Source organism: Geomonas diazotrophica, from assembly GCF_018919385.1.
In the GTDB taxonomy this organism is placed as follows: domain Bacteria; phylum Desulfobacterota; class Desulfuromonadia; order Geobacterales; family Geobacteraceae; genus Geomonas; species Geomonas diazotrophica.
Window position 1 is genome coordinate 172,347 of record NZ_JAHLMF010000006.1, and the last position, 18,890, is coordinate 191,236.

17 protein-coding genes and 1 pseudogene are annotated in these 18,890 nt (G+C 64.8%); 13 read left to right on the forward strand and 5 right to left on the reverse strand.

The window, feature by feature from the left end:
• The first annotated feature begins 54 nt into the window (after positions 1-54).
• The 10 genes from KOM00_RS08160 (at position 55) to KOM00_RS08205 (ending at position 8,106) form a co-directional block, all read left to right on the forward strand.
• Positions 55-471, forward strand: a complete 417-nt coding sequence (locus tag KOM00_RS08160) for a hypothetical protein (RefSeq protein WP_216498424.1) — start codon at positions 55-57, stop codon at positions 469-471.
• 311 nt (positions 472-782) lie between these two features.
• Positions 783-920 carry a hypothetical protein gene (locus tag KOM00_RS08165; protein WP_216498425.1) on the forward strand — a complete coding sequence of 46 codons (138 nt, stop codon included), beginning with the start codon at positions 783-785 and terminating at the stop codon, positions 918-920.
• 25 nt (positions 921-945) lie between these two features.
• Positions 946-2,640 carry a hypothetical protein gene (locus KOM00_RS08170; protein WP_216498426.1) on the forward strand — a complete coding sequence of 565 codons (1,695 nt, stop codon included), beginning with the start codon at positions 946-948 and terminating at the stop codon, positions 2,638-2,640.
• Between the two features lie 46 nt (positions 2,641-2,686).
• The gene (locus KOM00_RS08175; protein ID WP_216498427.1) at positions 2,687-3,346 is read left to right on the forward strand and encodes a hypothetical protein; all 660 of its coding nucleotides are present in this window, start codon (positions 2,687-2,689) and stop codon (positions 3,344-3,346) included.
• Between the two features lie 180 nt (positions 3,347-3,526).
• A complete protein-coding gene (locus KOM00_RS08180; protein WP_216498428.1) occupies positions 3,527-4,000 on the forward strand; it encodes a nucleoside 2-deoxyribosyltransferase in 474 nt (157 codons plus the stop codon).
• A 207-nt stretch (positions 4,001-4,207) separates the two neighbouring features.
• Entirely contained in the window at positions 4,208-5,446 is a 1,239-nt protein-coding gene (locus tag KOM00_RS08185) for an MFS transporter (protein ID WP_216498429.1), read from the forward strand.
• 18 nt (positions 5,447-5,464) lie between these two features.
• Positions 5,465-6,067 carry a transglutaminase-like domain-containing protein gene (locus KOM00_RS08190; protein WP_216498430.1) on the forward strand — a complete coding sequence of 201 codons (603 nt, stop codon included), beginning with the start codon at positions 5,465-5,467 and terminating at the stop codon, positions 6,065-6,067.
• 14 nt (positions 6,068-6,081) lie between these two features.
• The gene (locus KOM00_RS08195; RefSeq protein WP_216498431.1) at positions 6,082-6,987 is read left to right on the forward strand and encodes an MBL fold metallo-hydrolase; all 906 of its coding nucleotides are present in this window, start codon (positions 6,082-6,084) and stop codon (positions 6,985-6,987) included.
• Positions 6,988-7,083: 96 nt separating this feature from the next.
• Positions 7,084-7,482, forward strand: coding sequence for a hypothetical protein (locus KOM00_RS08200; protein ID WP_216498432.1), 399 nt, complete (start codon positions 7,084-7,086; stop codon positions 7,480-7,482).
• Between the two features lie 111 nt (positions 7,483-7,593).
• Positions 7,594-8,106: a lipocalin family protein gene (locus KOM00_RS08205; protein WP_216498433.1), complete on the forward strand. Its 513-nt coding sequence runs from the start codon at positions 7,594-7,596 to the stop codon at positions 8,104-8,106.
• 108 nt (positions 8,107-8,214) lie between these two features.
• Here KOM00_RS08205 and KOM00_RS08210 read toward each other — a convergent pair whose 3' ends face one another.
• Entirely contained in the window at positions 8,215-12,663 is a 4,449-nt protein-coding gene (locus KOM00_RS08210; RefSeq protein WP_236026828.1) for a translocation/assembly module TamB domain-containing protein, read from the reverse strand.
• Entirely contained in the window at positions 12,660-14,429 is a 1,770-nt protein-coding gene (locus KOM00_RS08215) for an autotransporter assembly complex protein TamA (RefSeq protein WP_216498434.1), read from the reverse strand. Before KOM00_RS08215 ends, KOM00_RS08210 begins: the two co-directional genes overlap by 4 nt.
• A gap of 502 nt (positions 14,430-14,931) precedes the next feature.
• On the opposite strand from KOM00_RS08215, the gene KOM00_RS08220 reads away from it, so the two are divergent.
• Positions 14,932-15,444, forward strand: coding sequence for a GNAT family N-acetyltransferase (locus KOM00_RS08220; protein ID WP_216498435.1), 513 nt, complete (start codon positions 14,932-14,934; stop codon positions 15,442-15,444).
• Positions 15,441-16,646 carry a M20 family metallopeptidase gene (locus KOM00_RS08225; protein ID WP_216498436.1) on the forward strand — a complete coding sequence of 402 codons (1,206 nt, stop codon included), beginning with the start codon at positions 15,441-15,443 and terminating at the stop codon, positions 16,644-16,646. Before KOM00_RS08220 ends, KOM00_RS08225 begins: the two co-directional genes overlap by 4 nt.
• A 97-nt stretch (positions 16,647-16,743) precedes the next feature.
• Here KOM00_RS08225 and KOM00_RS20645 read toward each other — a convergent pair.
• The 3 genes and pseudogenes from KOM00_RS20645 to KOM00_RS08240 form a co-directional block, all read right to left on the reverse strand.
• Positions 16,744-16,809 (reverse strand): annotated as a pseudogene (locus KOM00_RS20645) (hypothetical protein); the annotation flags it as partial.
• Complete coding sequence (locus KOM00_RS08235) at positions 16,791-16,985, reverse strand: hypothetical protein (RefSeq protein ID WP_216498576.1); 195 nt, start codon at positions 16,983-16,985, stop codon at positions 16,791-16,793. The pseudogene KOM00_RS20645 and the gene KOM00_RS08235, both read right to left, overlap by 19 nt.
• A 28-nt stretch (positions 16,986-17,013) precedes the next feature.
• The gene (locus KOM00_RS08240) at positions 17,014-17,301 is read right to left on the reverse strand and encodes a hypothetical protein (protein WP_239031683.1); all 288 of its coding nucleotides are present in this window, start codon (positions 17,299-17,301) and stop codon (positions 17,014-17,016) included.
• Between the two features lie 162 nt (positions 17,302-17,463).
• Here KOM00_RS08240 and KOM00_RS08245 point away from each other — a divergent pair, with 162 nt between their 5' ends.
• On the forward strand, positions 17,464-18,666 hold the full coding sequence (locus KOM00_RS08245; protein WP_236026829.1) for an exo-beta-N-acetylmuramidase NamZ family protein: 1,203 nt from the start codon (positions 17,464-17,466) through the stop codon (positions 18,664-18,666).
• Positions 18,667-18,890 lie beyond the last annotated feature (224 nt).

The window sequence follows — 18,890 nt, forward strand, 5'->3', positions numbered from 1 at the left end:
TTCACAGTATCGGGTAAGATAATGGTCGATTCAGCACACTGAGGAGGTGTCTTGATGATCTCAGCACTTTCGGCATACAAGGCGATGATTCTGGAATCAGCCGGCGCCAAGAGCCCGGCCAAGGAGAAGGAGTCCGCCGCAGCCGGCTCTATGCCAGACGGCGCCGAGGAAAACCGGGCAGCCGATGCCGACCTGGTCAACATATCCACCTCGCAGGACGTGTTCAGCGCGGTCGACAGCTTCTTCAACCTCGGCAAGTCCAACCGCTTCGACGCCTTCCACAAGCTCTCCCCCCAGGACAAGGAACAGTTCGTACAGATCGTCGCCGACCTGGCCAAGGCCGGCTACATGGGGTACGAGGAACTCGTGGTGAACAACAAGGTCGAGCGGCACGACCTGGAGAACAAGATCGGCGACCAGCGCATCCGCGGCGCCAAGGTCTACGACAACGCCAAGGACACCAACCGCTGACCACCACTTCAAATGGGTGACCGGCACCCGCCGGTCGCCCCCCTTCTCCCGCCCGATTGCCCCTTCCCGTCTTACCGGCAACAACTCTCATAGCTCGTCCTCCTTCTGTCTCGGCACACCATCCACACTAATGCTATTCCATTTCTTGCACTCCCTGTTCAGCAGTTGCACAGACACGGCACCTCTCCCCTGGCAGATTTCAGCCTAACATCAGCCAGTTACAACTGGCACGCGATCTGCTAACACGGCCATCATGACTTCATCTATAAGCTCGTTGATCAGCGAGTGAAAACGAAGAGGAGGGAGGAGCTATGAAGAAGACAACGGCATTGATAGTGGCAATGGTGACAGTGATGGCCCTTAGCTTGACCGGCTGCGGCGGTGGCGGCGGCACGCAACAAAACCCCGGTGGCGGCACCAGCGGCACCATCCAGGGGAGCGCCAAGTAACCCAACCGATCAAGGAGGAAGTGCCATGAAGAAAATTTCCAGTTCCATACTTGCCGCCGCCACCCTGCTCAGCTTCGGGGCCGGCACCTGCTTCGCCCTCACCGCCAACAGCAACTACACCATCACCACCAGCAAGCTCAAAAGCGACGGCAAGCTGGCCACCATCGAGACAAAGCCCGCGGTGACCGACGCGGACGGCAAGCTGACCTTCACCCTGACCACCCTCCCCACCAACGCCGAGGTCAACTTCATCGCGTTCACCATCAAGGACGCCGCGGGCACCATCGTACGCCAGGGCGTCGCCCCCGCGCCTCCCGACGGCGACGTGAACCAACTCGGCATCAACGACCTGGCCACCGTCCAGGCCGCCACCTTCCTGAAGGCGGCCGAGCTTGCCGGCACCGACGATCCCGTCCTGGCCGCTTACCTGCTGACCCTGCTGCGCTCTCCAGACCTCCAGGCGGGCGACCTGCTAAAACTTGCGTCTCTGGGGCAGGGCGCCATCAAGGGGCAAGGCGGCTTCGAGGACTACCTGCTGGGTAACGGCGTCTCCGACGCCAAGCTCGCCGCCCTGAAGAGCTGTCTCGTCTACAACCCCGACAGCACCAAGGCAACCCTGCGTGACTTCACCAAGGGTTACTACACAGCAGTGCAAAGCGGCAGCACCGCCACCGAAACCAGCGAGACCCAGAAGGCCGGGGGACTCATGGCCGACGTCTTCATGAACGCTGCGGCCTGTGCCGACGTGGAACTGGAACAGATCACCAACGCCCATGAGGCAGCCGGAGCCGCAGCCGACGCAACCGGCCTCTTCAGCGGCCCCGGCGGGATCTCCACCAACCTCAGGGACTCCATCGACCAGTCCATGTCCACCTTCAACCGCAAGATCAGCATGGTCAAGATGGTGACCGACTACACCAACGCCCTCAACACGCTGCAGGCAAGCGGCACCCAGGTCTCCACCTTCATCTCGGCCGCCCAGGCCATGGCGGTGTCGACCGCGGGCGTAGACGCCCAGTACGGCGACTTCTTCCGCGATCCCGCCGCCTACCTGGCCGCCCACCCCGGCACCGACGCCCAGACGGTACAGCAGGCGATCAACACCATCTTCCAGAACGCCTGGACCACCTTCCAGAACGCCATCGCCTCCAGCAACGCCGACATCACCGCCCTGAAGGCCACTATCACGAGCGCCTTCCCCGGCATCATGCTTCCGCCCGACTTCGGGACCAACTACATCGGGCCGCAGACCCAGGTCAACTGGCCCATCCAGCAGGTAGTCATGGTGAACTGGATGCTGAACCTGATCCAGGGGGGCGGCAGCATCAGCTACACCCGGGACACCACCCCCATCCCGCCCATGATGCAGCAATGGCTCGGCTCCTGCTCCAACACCCAGTACTGGGACCAGCAGAGCTGCACCGGTCACGGCGGCACCTGGACCTCGCAGCGCAGCACCTTCGACACCCCGTCCACGGCCTTCAACGCCTACCTCGCCATGCAGCAGGACGTGAACATCGTGGACATGGCCCGGAATTCCATCTGGGATAACAACAACCAGCCGACCCAGCAACAGCGCATGCAGGCGGCTTCCGACTTCATGACCCGGCTCGGCGTCATCGAGGGGAAAATCGTCGCCACCAAGGCCGGCGGAGCCTCGGCAAGCTCCGCCGAGAAGAAGGCGATCATCAAGCTGATGCTGCAGCCAAACGCTAACTAGGGATACGGCCCCTTTCCCCGGGGAAGGGGCGCTCTCGGGTGCGACCATGAAATCAACACCTCTGCTCATATCGGCACTGCTGCACCTGGCGCTCGGCGCGGCCATCTGGTGCTACAGCGAGACCAAGCCGGCGGTCAGGCCGCCCATCCTCTACGTGGACCTGGCGACTTTCGACGCAGCCTCCCCCCCGGAACCGCCGGCAGCGCGGATCGAACCACCCGTCGAACCGGCCGTGGTACAGGAAGACGTGGCCGAGACTGTCGAGGCGAAGCCGGAACCGGCGCAGGCGATAGCCGCCGAGACGGCTGCCGGCGAGGTACAGCCGCAGCAGGCACAAGTCGCCCCCGAAATCAGCCGTGCCTTCGCCGGGGCATGGCACGCACAGGAAATGATGTACAACACGCGCCGCTACCTCCAGGTGGCGGGGCTCGCCATGCGCCAGGTGCTGGAAGGAAAGCTCGCCGCAGCGGAGCGGGAGCGGCTCGCCGGGGCCAAGGTCCGGATCACCGCAAGCTACGACGCCGGCGCGCCCCCGGACTTCTCGGTGCAGACGGACAGCGAGGAACTGCGCGCCCTTCTGGTAAACGACAAGAATGCCTGGTCGCGGGTTCCCTCCCCCGGAGAATGCAAGGTGCAGTACAAGAAAGTTGCCTTCCTGGTAAGCCTGGAGCGCGGAACGATCCAGGTCGGGCTCTCACCCCAGTAACGAGCGGGAAGGCGTAACGTCTTCCTCCGGCGCTGTTCGCAGCGACGGAATTTGGCCCCCGGCACCATGCCGGGGGTCCTTTTTCATTTACACCGCACCCGTCTCGACCTATATTCTCCCTACCTTTGCACCACACCACCCGAAGGTGCGCCGGCGCAGGCGGCGCAGACGGAGAAGGCCATGACCGAGAAACGAGCCACAATCTACCTCGCCTCCCCCTTAGGCTTCAGCCGGGAAAACAACCCGTACCGCGAGCGGATCAAGAGGCGCCTGGGGGAGCTGGGCTGCAGCGTCTTCGATCCCTGGGAGCAGGAGGAAGTGGCGCAGCGGATCAAGGAGGCGATGTCCGTCGAGGACGGGGCCGAGCGGGTGCGGGCGATCAAGGAGGCGGCGCGGTTCACCGGCGCGGTGAATGCACAGGGACTCAAAGGGAGCGACCTGGTGCTGGCGGTCCTGGACGGCACCGAGCCCGACAGCGGCACCGTGGCGGAACTCGGCTACGGCTGCGGGATCGGAAAGAAGTGCTACGGACTGCGCACCGACTTCAGGGACTGCGGCGACTTCCCCGGCGTACCGCTGAACCTCCAGGTCCTCTACTTCATCGAGGAGAGCGGCGGCCGGCTGTTCAGAAGGATCGAGGAGATCGACCTGTAGCAGCCGCACGTTACCATCCCCGCGATGGAAGCCCACTCCCCCTTCGGAAGAGATCCGCTCCCTCCCCCTCCGAAAAAGGTCCACCTCCCCTCTCCCTCCGGGAGAGGGGAGGGGTGAGGGGAATTCTGTGCGAGCGAACCTCCGGAGCCTCTCTCCCGCGGGTTTAATGTTGACAGCGCTCATCGTTGCGGCTAGCTTGGCCGGATCATGAGCGATACCGACCTCGACATCGACCTCACCCGGCAATACCGGACGCCCGGCCATCGCCAGAGCATCCAGGTGCTCACCTGCTGCGTCATCGGCTTCATCTGCTTCCTCGGGGCCTACATGCGCATACCGGTGCTCCCGCTGCTGGCCAGCAGTATCGGCGCCGGCACCGCTCAGATCGGGCTCATCAACGCCGCTTTCATGCTTTCCGCCGGCATCCTCGCCGTCCCCTCCGGCCTGCTCTCGGACCGGATCGGCATCAGGCCCGTCCTCATCACCGGCCTGGCCCTGATGAGCTGCGCCTCCCTTTTGATCCCCTTCTGCTATACGCCGCTGCTGCTCGGCTCCGTCTATCTCATCTTCGGAATGGGGCTCTCCGCCTTCACCCCCACCATGATGTCCTCGGTGGCCCGGGTCGTGCCGCGCACCCACGTCGGACGCGCCTACAGCTGGTACACCACGGCCGTCTACCTCGCCATGACCTTCGGTCCCGCCAGCGGCGGCTGGTTCGGCAAGGCGCTGGGAATCCGGGAAGTCTTCTTCATCTCCGGAGGGCTCATCGTGGCGGCGCTCGCGGCCGTCCTCTGCTTCCTCCCGACCCCGCAGGAGCAACCCCACGACGAGCACGCCGAACAGCTCCCCACCGGCATCCTCGCCAACCGCCGTCTCCTGGCGGCGCTGGTGGGAACGCTGGGGGGATGCTTCGGTTTCGGCATGTTCATCTCCTTTCTTCCCCTGCATGCCCGCGCCCTTGGCCTCAACGTCGGGCAGATCGGCATCATCTTCGCGGCACAGGCACTGGTGAACGTCCTTTTGCGCATCCCGTTCGGCCACCTGAGCGACCGGGTGGACCGCGGAGTCATGTCCGGCATCGGCCTCGTGCTCTGCGCGCTCGCCGTGGGCGCCGCCGGGCTGGCCCACGGCATGGCGACGCTCCTCATCTGCGCCTGCGTCCTCGGGGCCGGCATGGGGATCGGATTCACTGCGCTGAGCGCCCTGGTGGTTGTCGTGATGCCTCCCAAACAGCGCGGTCTTGGGCTTGGACTGTACAACAGCTGTATCTACCTGGGCATGATGCTCAGCTCCGCCACCATGGGCATGGTCATCAAAGCGGCGGGCTTCTCCACCGGCTTTTTCACCGCCGGCGCCGTCACTTTTATCCTGGCGGTGCTTTTCTCTTATCTATACCGTGATAGTATGTTGACTCTGAAAATGCAGGATCAGCAAGCACAGAGATGATGCAGGAAAGGGTGGAGCATGGATCAATACCTCGAGGCGACGGAATACATCGATTGGCATCATCCCGCCGTATTTGAAAAGGCGCAGCTTCTGTCTGCCGGCGGGCTCAACAAGACGGAGATCGCCAGGCGCTCTTTCGAGTTTGTCCGCGACCGGATAAAGCACAGCTGGGATTACAGGCTGGAACCGGTGACCTGCCGCGCATCCGAAGTGCTCGAACACGGCACCGGCTACTGCTACGCCAAGAGCCATCTGCTGGCCGCCCTGCTGCGCGCCAACGGGATTGCCGCCGGCCTTTGCTACCAGCGGCTGTCCCTGCACGACGGCGGTCCCCCATACTGCCTGCACGGCCTGAACGCCATCTGGCTGCCGGACCACGGCTGGTACCGGGTCGATCCCCGCGGCAACAAGCCCGGTGTCGACGCGCAGTTCAGCCCCCCGGATGAGCACCTTGCCTTCACGATCAGCGAACGCCTGGAAGCAGACCTCCCCGAGATCTGGCCCGAGCCGCTGCCGGTCGTTATCCGCGCACTCACCACCCACAAGACCGTCGCCGAGGTTTGCCAGAACCTGCCAGACATCGAACTGGTCGGTTTCGGTTCCGAAACCATCACTTTCTGAAAAAGGAGCACGCGATGAAACGCCCCGCGATACTGACCGAACTCGTCCTGGCCCTTACCCTGCTGCTGGCCCAGGGTGCCTGCGCGGAACTCACCAAACTCGCCGACAACGTCTACTCCTACGTCGGCTCCAAAGACGCCTCCCCGGCCAACAGCTTCGCCGCCAACGCCGGCATCGTAATCGGTAAGGACGGCGTGCTGGTGATCGACACCCTGATCTCCGCTAAGGAAGGGCAACGCTTCCTGGCCGACATCCGGAAGGTCACCGACAAGCCGATCAGGTACGTGGTGAACACCCACACCCATCTGGATCATGCGCTGGGCAACTGCGTCTTCGCCAAGCTGGGCGCGACCGTCATCTCCCACGAAGCCGACCGCAACTATCTCGCCGCCAACGGCGCCGGACTGTTGCAGAGGGCCGCGAGTTACGGCCTGAAGCCCGAGGACATGGCGGGGACCGAAATAGCCGTGCCGACCCTCGCCTTCAGCGACGAAATGCTGCTCGACCTGGGCGGCGAGGAAGTGCGTCTGATCCGGACCGCCCCCTCCCACACCGCAGGGAGCCTCGTGGTGTACCTCCCGGCGAGGAAGATCCTCTTTGCCGGAGACATCCTCTTCACCGACTTCCACCCCTTCCTGGCCGACGGCGACTTCGGCGGCTGGATTCGGACCATCGACGCCCTGCTGGCCATGGACGTTGAAAAGGTCGTCCCCGGTCACGGTCCCCTTTCCGGAAAGAAGGATTTGAAGGAGATGAAAGAGTACATCCGGCTCTTCGACAAGAAGGCGACCGAGCTGGCGGCGAAGACAAGTGATGCCGACGCCATCAGCGCCGAACTGTTGAAGACCCTCCCCAAGCGCACCATGGCCGAATGGATGGTGACCTACAACGTGAAGAGCCGCTACCTCGCGAAGAAGTAGCGGCATTTACCAGATCAAATGCGAGAGTAAAAGGAGGTAATGCAGCCTGTTCCCTTTTCTTTCAAGTGAACCGCCCTCACAACGGAGGTAGCTCCGATGAAGAATGTATTTTTCTCATGTACATTGCTGCTGATGACGCTAATCACAGGTTGCGGAAGCGACGACTTGTCGATAGTTCCGCAGCCCGCAACCCATCCCACCATCACCTCCTCGAACTTCGTCAATGACACCGCCGGGCAAAAAATCGATGTGACCCTCGGATTCAATGCCCCAGTCGACGATCTCGCAGCCCGTACGGCCTACTTCACGAATGCACAGGGGATTGAAGTCTTTCGAGAACAACCGGGGGTGGACGCACCAGCACAGCGCAGCGGTATCCTGACCTTCTCCGAAAGCTATGCCGGTTTTGCCGCCGGAACCTATACATTGACGGTGTACATCTCTAACATGGTAGCCGGATCATCCAACAGGGTGACATACACCTTTACAAAGTGACGCCGTAACCATTCGACAAGACCTGCCCCCCCCTACGCACTGCATTGGGCAAGGCAGACAAACTGCAGACCTACGTGCAAAATATCCATTATCGCGCAAGGACCTCCCGCCATGAAAAAGCTGTCACTATTGTTGACCGTGCTCCTTACCGGTTGCGTGGGAATACCAGAAGGGGTGAAACCGGTCGATAATTTCGATGTTCAGCGGTACTTGGGCAAGTGGTACGAGATTGCGCGACTGGATCATTCCTTTGAACGGGGGCTGACACATGTCAGCGCAGAGTACGCTTTACGAGAGGATGGCGGGCTGAAGGTAATAAATCGCGGCTATTCAGCAAAGGATAACAAGTCGAAGGAAGCCATCGGGAAGGCTTACTTCGTGGAAGACCCGACCAAGGGGTACCTGAAGGTTTCATTCTTCGGACCCTTTTACGGCTCCTACGTAATCATCGATCTTGATAAGGATCAGTACCAGTATTCCCTCGTCTGCGGGCCGGACCGGTCGTATTTGTGGATTCTGTCCAGAACTCCGACGATGCAGCCGGAGGTAAAAAGTAGTTTAATCTCCAAGGCTGCGGTACTGGGGTTCGATACAAGCCGCTTGATAAATGTCATCCAGGAGTAGCCGAGACGAAATGGCTGGTGCGCCCTTCGGGCACCCTCTCCCTGAGGAAGAGGGACTAGCGGAAGATCCCCGCTAACCGGTAACGAGAAGTGGAATGAAACTCCGGGATCACCTGAATTCCAGCTTGTAATAGAGGTCAACGCCGGACTCGGAGCCGCTCTGGGTCTCGATCTGCATGCGCTTGAAGATGTCGTAGCGCAGCCGGAAAAGGTTCTGTCCCGTGATCAGCGACCTGCCGTAGCTGAGGTAGAGATCCGGGGCCAGGTACTTGCCCACCGAGAAGACGGACTCGCCGGCTACGGGCGTCTTGGCGGAAATCGCACCGGTCGGGGTGGTGGCGATCTCCTTGTACCCCATCCGGCCGGTGCTCGATGTGTCGACCGACTCCAGTCCCAGCGTGCTCAGGCCGAGCCGGTCCTTGATCTGCTCCTGCAACGACTCCGACTTCCCGAAGGAGAAGATGCCGGCGGCAGCGGTGGCCAGCGCGCTCCCCTGCTCGCCGCTGGTCCCCATGGGGTGTCCGAGCACCATGTAGGCAAGGATGTCCACCTCGGGCATGGTGGGCTCCGAGTGGAGCTTGACCACCGGTGCGTTCAGGAACCCGCCCACGGTGACCCCCGCCTTGACGTCGCCAACGGTGCGCAGGGCCAGGACGTCAAGGGTGGGCCGGGTCACCGGGTCGTTCACGTAGTAGATCCGTCCCCGCACGATCTCCAGGTTCATGCCGTAGGCGCGGTAGCGTCCCTTGATCACCTTGATCTCCCCGGAACTCTCGATCTTGTCGATCCCGTTCAGCACAAGGTCCATGCTCCCCCCGAGCTGCGCGTCGATTCCTGATGCCTCCACCTGCACCTTGTCCCCGAGCACCACCTTCACCCTCCCCTCCACGAGCAACGGGATGCGGGGCTCCTTACCCTTGGGGGGAGCGCCCTCGAAGACGACGTCCTCGCTCGGCGCGACCACGTGCTGCGTGGGGGAGCCGGAGATCAGCATCTCGGGGACCCCGATCTCGCCGTTGATGGTGGCCTTTTTGGCGTCGCCTTCGAAGGTGAGTTGCGGCGAGGTGTACATGGTGAGTTCCGGCAGGTACACGGTCTGGAAACGCTGCCCGCTCAGGGTGCCCCGGTAATCCTGCACCTGCCACCCCTTGAGCCTCATCAGCAGGGTGCCGGTCAGTTCGCCGCCATCGGAGAGCGCCCTCAACCTCTCGATGCGCATCTCATCGTGGTCCAGGCGCGCCAGGAGTTGCACCCCGGTGAGGGTGATCCCGGCACTGGGGAGATAGGCACCGGCATCGGCGAGCTCCAGGGTCCCGTTCACGGTAGGATCGCCCCAGGTTCCCGCCGCCTTGATATCGACGCTGAGCGTGCCGCGGGTTTCCTGCACCACCCCCGGGAAGAATGCGGTGAGGAAGCCGTGCTCCTGCAGCGTCCCCGACAAGCGCCCCTGCACCGCGCCGGCCTGGTTCGGAGTCACCGGCAGCCGGGCCGGGATCGGCAGGAGGAAGTCGCCCTTGGCCTGCCCGTAGTCGGCGAGGGAAAGGTCCAGGTTTCCGGTCAGGCTCTCGCCGCGCCAGGCGAAGCTCACCAGGGCCGAGCGGATCGCGGCGCTCGCCTCGCCGGTACTTCCCTGCCACCGGGCGCTTCCCTGCGAGAAGCCGGCTTCGCCCGCCAGATCCAGCCGCTTGCCGGGAAGGAGCCTCCCCTTGGCGTTGCCGTGGAGCTCCCCCTGCAGGTCCATGGTCCCCGGGAGCCAGGGACGCAGCAGGGCCGGCTTGATGTCGCTCCACTCGACGCTGAAGTCTCCGGTCTCGGGAAGGGCGCTGCCGGCGGGAGAGTCGGAGGAGAGCACGCCCCTGAGGCTTCCACCGGTGTCGAGCCAGAGGTCGGCGGCGGCACGGGTCCCTTTGCCGTCGGCATCGATGCGGACGGTGAACTGGCTCCCGATCACCTTTTCCCCTTTGGACTGGTAGGCCCCGGTGGCGTCGGCACTGCCGTGCAGGACCAGCTCCCCCCCGGGCTTCCCGGTGTCGTGCCGCTGGAAGGAGAGTTCCGCCCGGTCGATGGAGGCGTCGAACTCGTCCCCCTTGGCCCGCCAGATGACCCTGCCGCCGGCAAGGGAGGTGTTGCCGGCCAGGTCCATGCGCCGTCCCGGCAAGAGTCGCCCCTTCACCTCTCCGGCAAGCCTCCCCTCCAGGCTCAGTTCGGGCGAGAGGTAGGGGCGCAGCAGCGCCAGGTCGAGATTCGCCCAGTTCAGGGTAAGGTCGCCGCGCCGCGGCAGCGCCAGGGCGGCGTGCTCGCCGGAATGGAAGGTGAGACGGGCGCTGCCGCCCCCTTTTTCCAGCGCGAGATCGGCGGTGGCGTCGACTCCCCCTTCCCCTCCCTGCAGCGTGGCCAGCAGCCGCTCCAACCCGACCCGCCTGCCGTCGGCGACAACGGCGCCGCTCGCCTCGGCACGTGCGTTCAGGGTGGCTCGCCCACCGGGGGCGAGCCTCAGGTCGAAACTGCCGGAAGAGGCGCCGGAGAGTTCCCCCTTGGGGAGCCAGACGCCGGCCCGGGCGAGGTTGAGGCCGCTCCAGCTCCCCCGGAAGGCGCCCGAGCGGTCGCGGTTCAGGTTACCGGCCAGCTCAATGCGCTCGCCGGGCGCCCCGTCGATGACCAGCGGCGTGGTGCTGAAGCGCCCCTGCCCGACGGTGAGCCGCGCCGGGGCGGCGAGCGCGAAGGGGCCCACGCCGTCGTTGCCGGAGAAGCGGGAGAGTTCGCCGCGCCAGACGCCGTCGGCGTAGCCGCCGGAGGCGAGGAGATCGACCTTGGCGACGCCGGAGGTGAGCTGCGCCTCGATGGTGTGCCGCTTCGAGGTGCCGCGCAGCGCGAAGGTGGCCGCGTCCACAGCAAGCTCTCCCGCGCGCACGGTACTCGCCGTCCCGCGCAGGGAGACCGGGTAATCCTTACCCTCCCCGAGGCTTGCCTGCAGATCGACGGCACCGGTACGGACGCCGGCCGCCGCAAGGTTGCGTCCCCTGGCAGCGGCCGCGCCGGAGAGCATCCCATCGCGCCAGCGCAGCCAGCCGTCCGCGGCAACGGCACCCGCGCTTCCCGGCAGCAGACCGGAGAGATCGGTCACGTCGGCGGTGAAGTCGAAGCGCCGGTCAGGCTCGCCGCTCCCCCGGAGCCGGAACCCTTTACCCGCCAGCATCAGGCGCTTCACCGCGACCTTGGCCCCGGCGAAGCTACCCTCGAGCTCGCCGGTCAGATCCCGCCCCTTGAGCCTACTCTGCAGCAGCCGCGCCTGAACGCTCCCCTGCACCGCCCCCCGGTCCCGCTGCCCCACCACCCCGGTGAGGTCGAGGTTCACCCTCCCTTTCCAGTCGGCGGCGAGGCTTTCCGGGTCAAGTCCTCGGCCGGTCAGCTTGCCGCTCACCCGCCAGCCGCCGCTCCAGTCCACGTCGAGCGCGCCGCGCACGCTCCCCTTGAGCCAGTTGCCGGAGAGCGGGTCCAGGCGCACGCCGTTCTTGCCACCGCGATAACGTGCGGCTAGCCCCATGCTCTCCCAGCCGGGGCCGCGGTTGGTGAGGGAGAAGGTACCGAGGTAGCGGGCGGGGCTGCCGGAGAAGGTGAGGTCGCCGTCGAGGAGGGCTGGATGGGCGAACTCCCGCCCGAGGTCGAGATTGTCGGCGTGAAGGGCGAGCGCGAAGAGGGGCTCGTCCTTGGTGAGGGTCATGCTGCCGTTGCCGGTGAGAAGCCCGGGGCGGCCGGGGCGCAGCATTCGAAAGCTCCTGAAGTTGAAACCGGCACGGGTGATGCCGAGCTCGCTGGAGATGTCGAGGCGTTTCCCTCCGTCGCGGCTGCCGGTGAGCGCGACCGGCCCGGCCAGCTGCTCGGGCTCCCCCCCCGATTCGAGGCGCGCCTGCACCGAGAAGGCGTCCAGGTCGGCCATCGGCTGCGACGGGGCGAGGTGCAGTTCAAGATGCAGCGATGGGTGCCGCAACCCTGCCGTGAGTTCCCCCGAGGCGCTCCCTTGCGCCGCGGAAACGCTCCCCCCGGAGACGGCCAGGACGCCGTCGCGCAGGGTCAGCCCGGCCGCCAGCTCGCTCAACAGGAAGGGTTCGCCCTGGAGGTGGCGGTAGCTCATCCCCTTCAGGCTGAAACGCTCGACCCGCGCCTCCAGGCGCCGCACCGTTTCGCTCACCTGCGGCCAGCGCAGCTCCGGCGTCTTGGCGACCAGCGGGGTGTCGTCCTGGATGCGCAGCGCGGTGAGGGAAAGATCGTGCACCAGGAGCTTGCCGTGCAAAAGGCGCACGGGCTCCCAGGAAAGCTCCAGGCGCTCCAGCTGCAGCACCACCTTGGGGCGGTCCAGCCGCACCCCGGTCAGCCGCAGCCGGTCCCAAAGCCGCCCCTCGACCTGCCGCACCGAGACCTTCTCGCCTGAGAGCCCCCCGAGGGTGGTCAGGGCGAAACGAGCGCCGGAGCTGGTACCCAGAAGCCAGAAGAGCCCCAGGACCATGGCGAGGAGGAGCCCCAGCAGGGGGAGCCCTATGTAGAGCGCGAACCGTCTCAAAATTCAAACCCCACGGAGAAATGGATGCGAACGGGGGGGGCGCCGGCTGCCAGCGGATGGGCCAGGTAAAGGTTAAGCCCCCCCACCGGCGTGTAGTAGTGGGCGCCCACCCCCACCCCCTGCATCAGATCGATGTTGCCGAAGTCGTTGAAGGCGTTGCCGATGTCGTCGAATATCGAGACGCCCCAGTTCTTGAACAGGGCCCGCTCCAGCTCGACGCTCCCGACCAGCAGGTGTTTTCCCCCCACCACCCTGCCGGCCGCGTCCTTGGGACCGAGGCTTTGATAGGCGTAGCCGCGCACGCTCTGGTCGCCGCCGGCGAAGAAGCGGATCGAGGGAGGGAGTTCCGCAAGCGGGTCGGTGAGGAGGCTGTACCCCGTGTTGGCGCGCGCATGGAAGGTGAGGCGCCCGGGCATGGGAATCAGCACGCTGGCGTTGCCGATGGCCTGGACCAGTCCGGTATCCGAGCCGAGGTACTGGTGGGCGCCGCGCAGGTCGACCGAGAAGCGGTAACCGCTCGTCGGGCGGACCAGGTCGTTGAACTTGTCCTTGGAGAAGCGAAAACCCGGGAGCACCAGCCGAGACTGGGAGTTCACGTTCGCCACCTTGTAGTTTTCCTGTTGGATCTTCAGGTAGGGGGTGGCGACTTCGCCGCGCCCCAGGCCGAAGTTGCGGTCCACCTCGATGGCCGCCAGCCGGCTTTGATAGGTGGAGACGGTCTCGCGCTGCAGGTTCAGCTGGATCGAGGTGGAGCTCCTGAGATCGCTCTTGCTGGGTACGGTGTAGCGCCCCGCAAACCCCTGCAGGCGCTCCGCCACGTAGAGGCTCAGGTCGAGATCGTTCCCCTCGTGGGCGAGGTTGAGATCGCGGTAGTGCACCGAGAACCTGCCGCCGGTATCGGTGCCGTAGCCAATGCCGGGACGCAGGGTGCGCCGCGGCGCACTGGTGAGGCGAACCAGGATCGGGACCTTGTGCCCCTTCGCCTCCTCACGTTGCGGCGTCACCACCACCTGCCGGAAGCGCTCCGCATTGGCGAAGTTGAGCTGGGTCTCGCCGAGCTTGGCGTAGGAGAAGGGCTCCCCTTCCTTGAAGGCGATGAACCGCTTCAGGAAGATATCCGGATATTCAGCGCCCCCCTCGATGCGGGTGCCGTCGAAGTAGTAGCGGGCGCCGGTATCCAGGGTGAGGTGGATACGGGCGGTGGCAAGATCGGGGGAGATCCGGATCTCGTGGCGGGGGAAGCCGGCATCCAGGTAGCCAAGGGTCTGGGCCTGCGCCTGTAGTGCACTCTTGCCCCGCTCGTAGTCGGGCTGCAACAGCACCCCCCCGGCGGCAAGCGGGAAGGAGGCGGCCTGGCGGCGCAACTCCTTTTGTTGCGCCCCTTCCCCCTCGAGCTTCAGGTCGACCTCGACGACCCGCACCGGTTCGCCCGGATCGACCACCACCTCCACCCTCCCCTCTCCCCCCTTCCCTTCCCGCACCGTGGCAGTCGCCTTGGCGCGGTAGAAACCGTAAGGCTGCAGGGCCACCCGCGCCTTTTCCGGCGCCTGGCGCGCAAAGCGCTCCAGCCAGAGCCGGTCGACCTTGCCGTCGCGCACCAGGCCATGCGGCAGTTCCAGCGCCCGGCGCACGTTGTCCTGGGCATCCCCCTCGACGCCGGAGACGGCGACCTCTACCGGCTCGGCGGCACGAAGCGGTGCGGCAAGGCAAAAGAGCCAGGCGAGGCAGAGGGCGATACGAAAGTGTGTGGCAAGGGATCGGGACATGAGGCTCCAGGCGCGTCGGCTTTCCCTTTTTCGCCCCCGCCCCTCCTCGCGCCGGAGGAGCTGCAGATCGAGATAGGAAACGCCTAACCTTTCCAGATTACGAACCCATGAAGTTTACCATGTCGGACGACGATGTTCTTGTTTCCTCAACAATATCCGGCAGGCAGAGCGAAGATGCGGGAGCAAAACCACGACAGAGTTTTCTGCCTATGAGCACGCGACCACGGATTGAACTTGAAAAGCATCGCCGCAACTGAAGTTACGCTCTCCCCCGCCCCGCGACGTCCTGGGAGAAGAAGGTGGAGCTGGGTTCGAATCTCATATTCCCTGCGCCTTTGCGGCTCCGCCTCTTAGCGTAGAAGCTTTTGATGCCATCGACGCCTTACCGTCTTGTCACCCCGCATCCCCCTTGCCAGAAGGGAGGACTGCTGTCTCAGTCCCCCGCGTCGCAACTCTGTTATAATGTCAGCAGCAGCCAACTAAGCCGTTCACGAGGTAGGTCATGCCGCACAACGACCAGCACGAAGAGGAGGCCCCCCGCATCCGGCAGATGATCATCGAGGACCTGCCGGAGGTGTTTCACATCGGGGAGGAGGTCTTCACCGCGGAATATTCGCAAAGCCTCTACCGCACCTGGGACGAATACGAGATCACCACGCTGTTCAACTCGGACAACGAGCTCTGCATCGTGGCCGAGCACGAGGACCGCATCCTGGGGTTCGCCCTGGGCACCACCGTCAAGAAGCACCACTCGCCCTGGAAGTACGGCTACCTGGTCTGGCTCGGGGTGCGCCGCGAGCTGCAGAAGGTGCAGGTCGGCGCCCGGCTCTTCAAGGAACTGAAAAGGCGCTTCAAGGAACAGGGGGTACGCATGATCATCATCGACACCTCGGCCGACAACGAACCGGCCATCCGGTTCTTCAAGAAGCACGGTTTCGACAACGTGCAGGAGCACCTCTACATGACGCTCAACCTCTCCAAGCGGCAAAAGAAGAAGCCGGTGAAAAAGCCATGAGCGGCCGGCTCGAAGAGGTCATGGCCGCCATCGCCCCCGCACGGCTCAAGGGGACCCTCACCGACCTGCTCGACATATACTCACCCTCGGGAAAGGAGGAGGACATCCAGCTCTACCTTGAGGACCTCCTCTCCCGCGCCGGATTCTCCGTGGAGCGCCAGGAGGTCGAGGAAGAGCGCTACAACCTGCGCGTCACCATGGGAGAGGACGAACCGAGGCTCTATCTGGTGGGGCATGTGGACACGGTTCCCGCCTGGGACCTGGAGGAGTTCGGGGCGCGGGAGGATGGGGACTTGGTCCGGGGGCTGGGGAGCGCCGACATGAAGGGTGGCTGCGCCGCCATGCTGGAGACCTGGCTCGCTCTGGCGCAGGCGCTCAAACCTGCGCGACGCCCGAGCGTTGGGCTACTGCTGGTGGTGGGTGAAGAGGAGAACGGGGACGGCAGCGCCGCCTTTCTCAAGCGGTGCAGCGCCCCGTGGGCCGTGATCGGGGAACCGACCGGCCTCTCCGCCTGCTTCGCGCACTTCGGTTACCTGGAAGCGGGGTTCGTCACCCGGGGGGTGCGCAGCCACTCCTCGCTCCCCGAGTTGGGGCACAACGCCGTGGAGTCGATGCTGCGGGTGCTTCTTCACCTCGGGAAGGACTCCCTGTTCAAGCGGGGCGAATCCGAGATCGTCTACTCGATCAGGGAGATGCGCTCCTCCCAGAAGGGATTCGTGGTGCCGGACCGCTGCGAGGCGTGGATCGACCTGCACCTCCCCCCCGAGCGCGATCCGGGATCCGTGGAGCAGGCCATCCGCCGCATCACCGCCGGCGCCGGGCAGTACATACCGGGGCTCGACCTCTCGGTCGCCTTCGACTTCGCCTCCCCCGGCTACAACCTGGGGACCGACAACCCGCTGGCCCGCATCCTGGAACAGACCTACCAGCGCCTCGGGCTCACCCTGAAGTTCGAGGCCTTCCGGTCGCACTCGGACGGGAACCTGTTCCACGCGGCGGGATGCCGGCCGCTCATCCTTGGGCCGGGCGCGCTGGAGATCTCCCACACCCCCGAGGAGCAGGTAAGCTTCCCGGAAGTGCTGGCGGCGGCGAGGATCTATGCGGCGCTCTGCCTGGGGATGGACCAGTACGCGGGGCTCGCCCTGGAGCGCAGGGGGTCTCTGAACTGCTTCGATCGGCAGGCGAGCTGGGTGGGGTGCTAGCGGGAGGGGCGCTACTGCCGAAGCTGTCGCTCATCCCTTTGTGGCAGCGCTTGCAGTCGTTCATAGGGGAGGCGACCAGCATGTGGCAGGCACCGCAGAAGTTTCCGTAGATGTTGGTGTCCATGGTAAAGGCGCTGGTCGACTTCACCTTGATGTTGAAGATGTCGGGGTGGCAGCTGGAGCAGTCGAGCTCGGCGAAATGTTCCTGGTGGGAGAAACCTTGGCCGGCTCGCTGCGGTCCATGGCCGCCCCTCCGGAACTCAGGACGAGCACGAGGGCACACGCCGGCACGGCACGCAACAGCATCCTCATCCCCTTCCCCAGCACCACCGACTCCATCCTGGCACTCCCCCCACCCCGAACAGGTCTACTTGGCCTGGTTGCTCTGCTTGTACTCCAGCATGAACGCGTAAAGGTTGCGGCACAGCGACAGGCGTTTCAGGTACACCTTGCGTACCGACTCCTCCTGGGTCTCGATCACCTTCTGCAGCGCGTCGCACGTGGCCAACAGGTCGCGCAGCTCCTGCACCGACATGGTCATGGCCTGGTTGCTCTTGGAGCAGGTATCATCGAAGGTCGCCTGCCAGGCCTCCTCGGCCCAAACCGGCTGTGCCAGGGCCAGTACCAGCATGGCAGTCGCGATCGCGCCTTTCACGTTTGACAGACCCCCGGCCGAGACAAATTGTGATGCAACTCACCGAAGAACCGCATAGGGCTTGCCTTCGCAGAAAGTTGTGGAGTAAGCTCTGCCATCATCTGAACCAGAAGGCGGTACATCGTGTTTCGAGTTGCACCATCCGTTCTCGCAGTGACCCTGATGCTGTTCCTTTTGTTCCCACTCTCCTCCCGGGCCGAACCCGTCAAGACCGGCGCCGAGATCCTGAGCGAGCAGGGGTTCCCGCCGCTACAGGGAAAGCGCTTCGCCCTGATCACCAACCAGTCCGCCATGGTGGGGGACACCCACGTCCTGACGCTGATGGAGCAAAAAGGGGTGAAGCCCGTAGTGATCTTCTCTCCCGAGCACGGCCTGAAGGGGAATGCCGAGGACGGCGTCAAGCTGGCCGACGACAACGCGGCGGCCATACCGGTGAAGAGCCTGTACGGCGCCAGCAAGAAGCCGCGCCCGGACGACCTCAAGGGTATCGACCTGTTGGTTTTCGACATCCAGGACGCCGGCGCGCGCTTCTACACCTACATCTCCACCATGGGGCTCGCCATGCAGGCCGCCGCCCAGGCCGGCATCCCCTTCCTGGTGCTGGACCGTCCCAACCCCCTTGGGGGGGACTACGTCGCCGGCTTCGTGAGGGAGAAGATCCCGGGGAGCTTCACCTCGCTCTACCCGATCCCGTTGGCCCACGGCCTGACGGTAGGGGAGCTGGCCGGGATGATCAAGGGGGAAGGGATGCTGCCGGACCTGGAGAAGCTCGACCTGCAGGTGGTGCGCATGCATGGGTGGCAGCGGGAGATGCGCTGGCCGGATACGGGGCTGCGCTGGGTCGCCACCAGCCCAAACCTGGCCGCCATCGACTCGGTGCTGCTCTACCCCGGCACCGGCCTGCTGGAGGGGACCGGCGCCTCGGAAGGACGCGGCAGCACGAGACCGTTCCAGATCGCCGGTTGGCCCGGCATCGACGCCAAGGCCCTCGCCCTGCGTCTGAACGAAGAACGTCTCCCGGGACTGCACTTCGATCCGCTGCAGTTCACCCCGGTCCGGCTCCCCGGCATCTCCAGCGCGCCGAAGTACCGCGACCGCGAGGTGGCGGGGGTGAGCATCGAGATCACCGACTACCGCAAGGTCTTGCCGGTGCAGACCGGTGTCGCGCTTTTGGCCGCGCTGCAGGCGGCGCTCCCCGACCAGGCCCGTCCCCTGTTCTTCCGGGGGGGGATCGACGACATGGCAGGTTCGCCTGAGCTGCGCAAGGGGCTGCAGGCGGGCGAGACACCGGCCGCCATCGAAGCCCGCTGGGCGCCAGGAGTGAAAAGCTTCCTGGAGCTGCGCAAGCCCTACCTCCTCTACTGATCCCTCCTCACCACTTCCCGCCCGGACTCCCCCGGAAAAAAAGCAGGGGTACCCTCTCGGGTACCCCTCGGTGCGACTCTCATCGGTATCGGCCGCCAAAGAGCACCGATTACATGGCAGAAGGGACAGTGTTGCCGCGGGCGCCGTTCTGGCACCGGGGCCGGCCCTAGCCCGGCCTGCGCACTTCTGTGCCTGGCATCCCCTCCATGTCAACGCTGTGACCT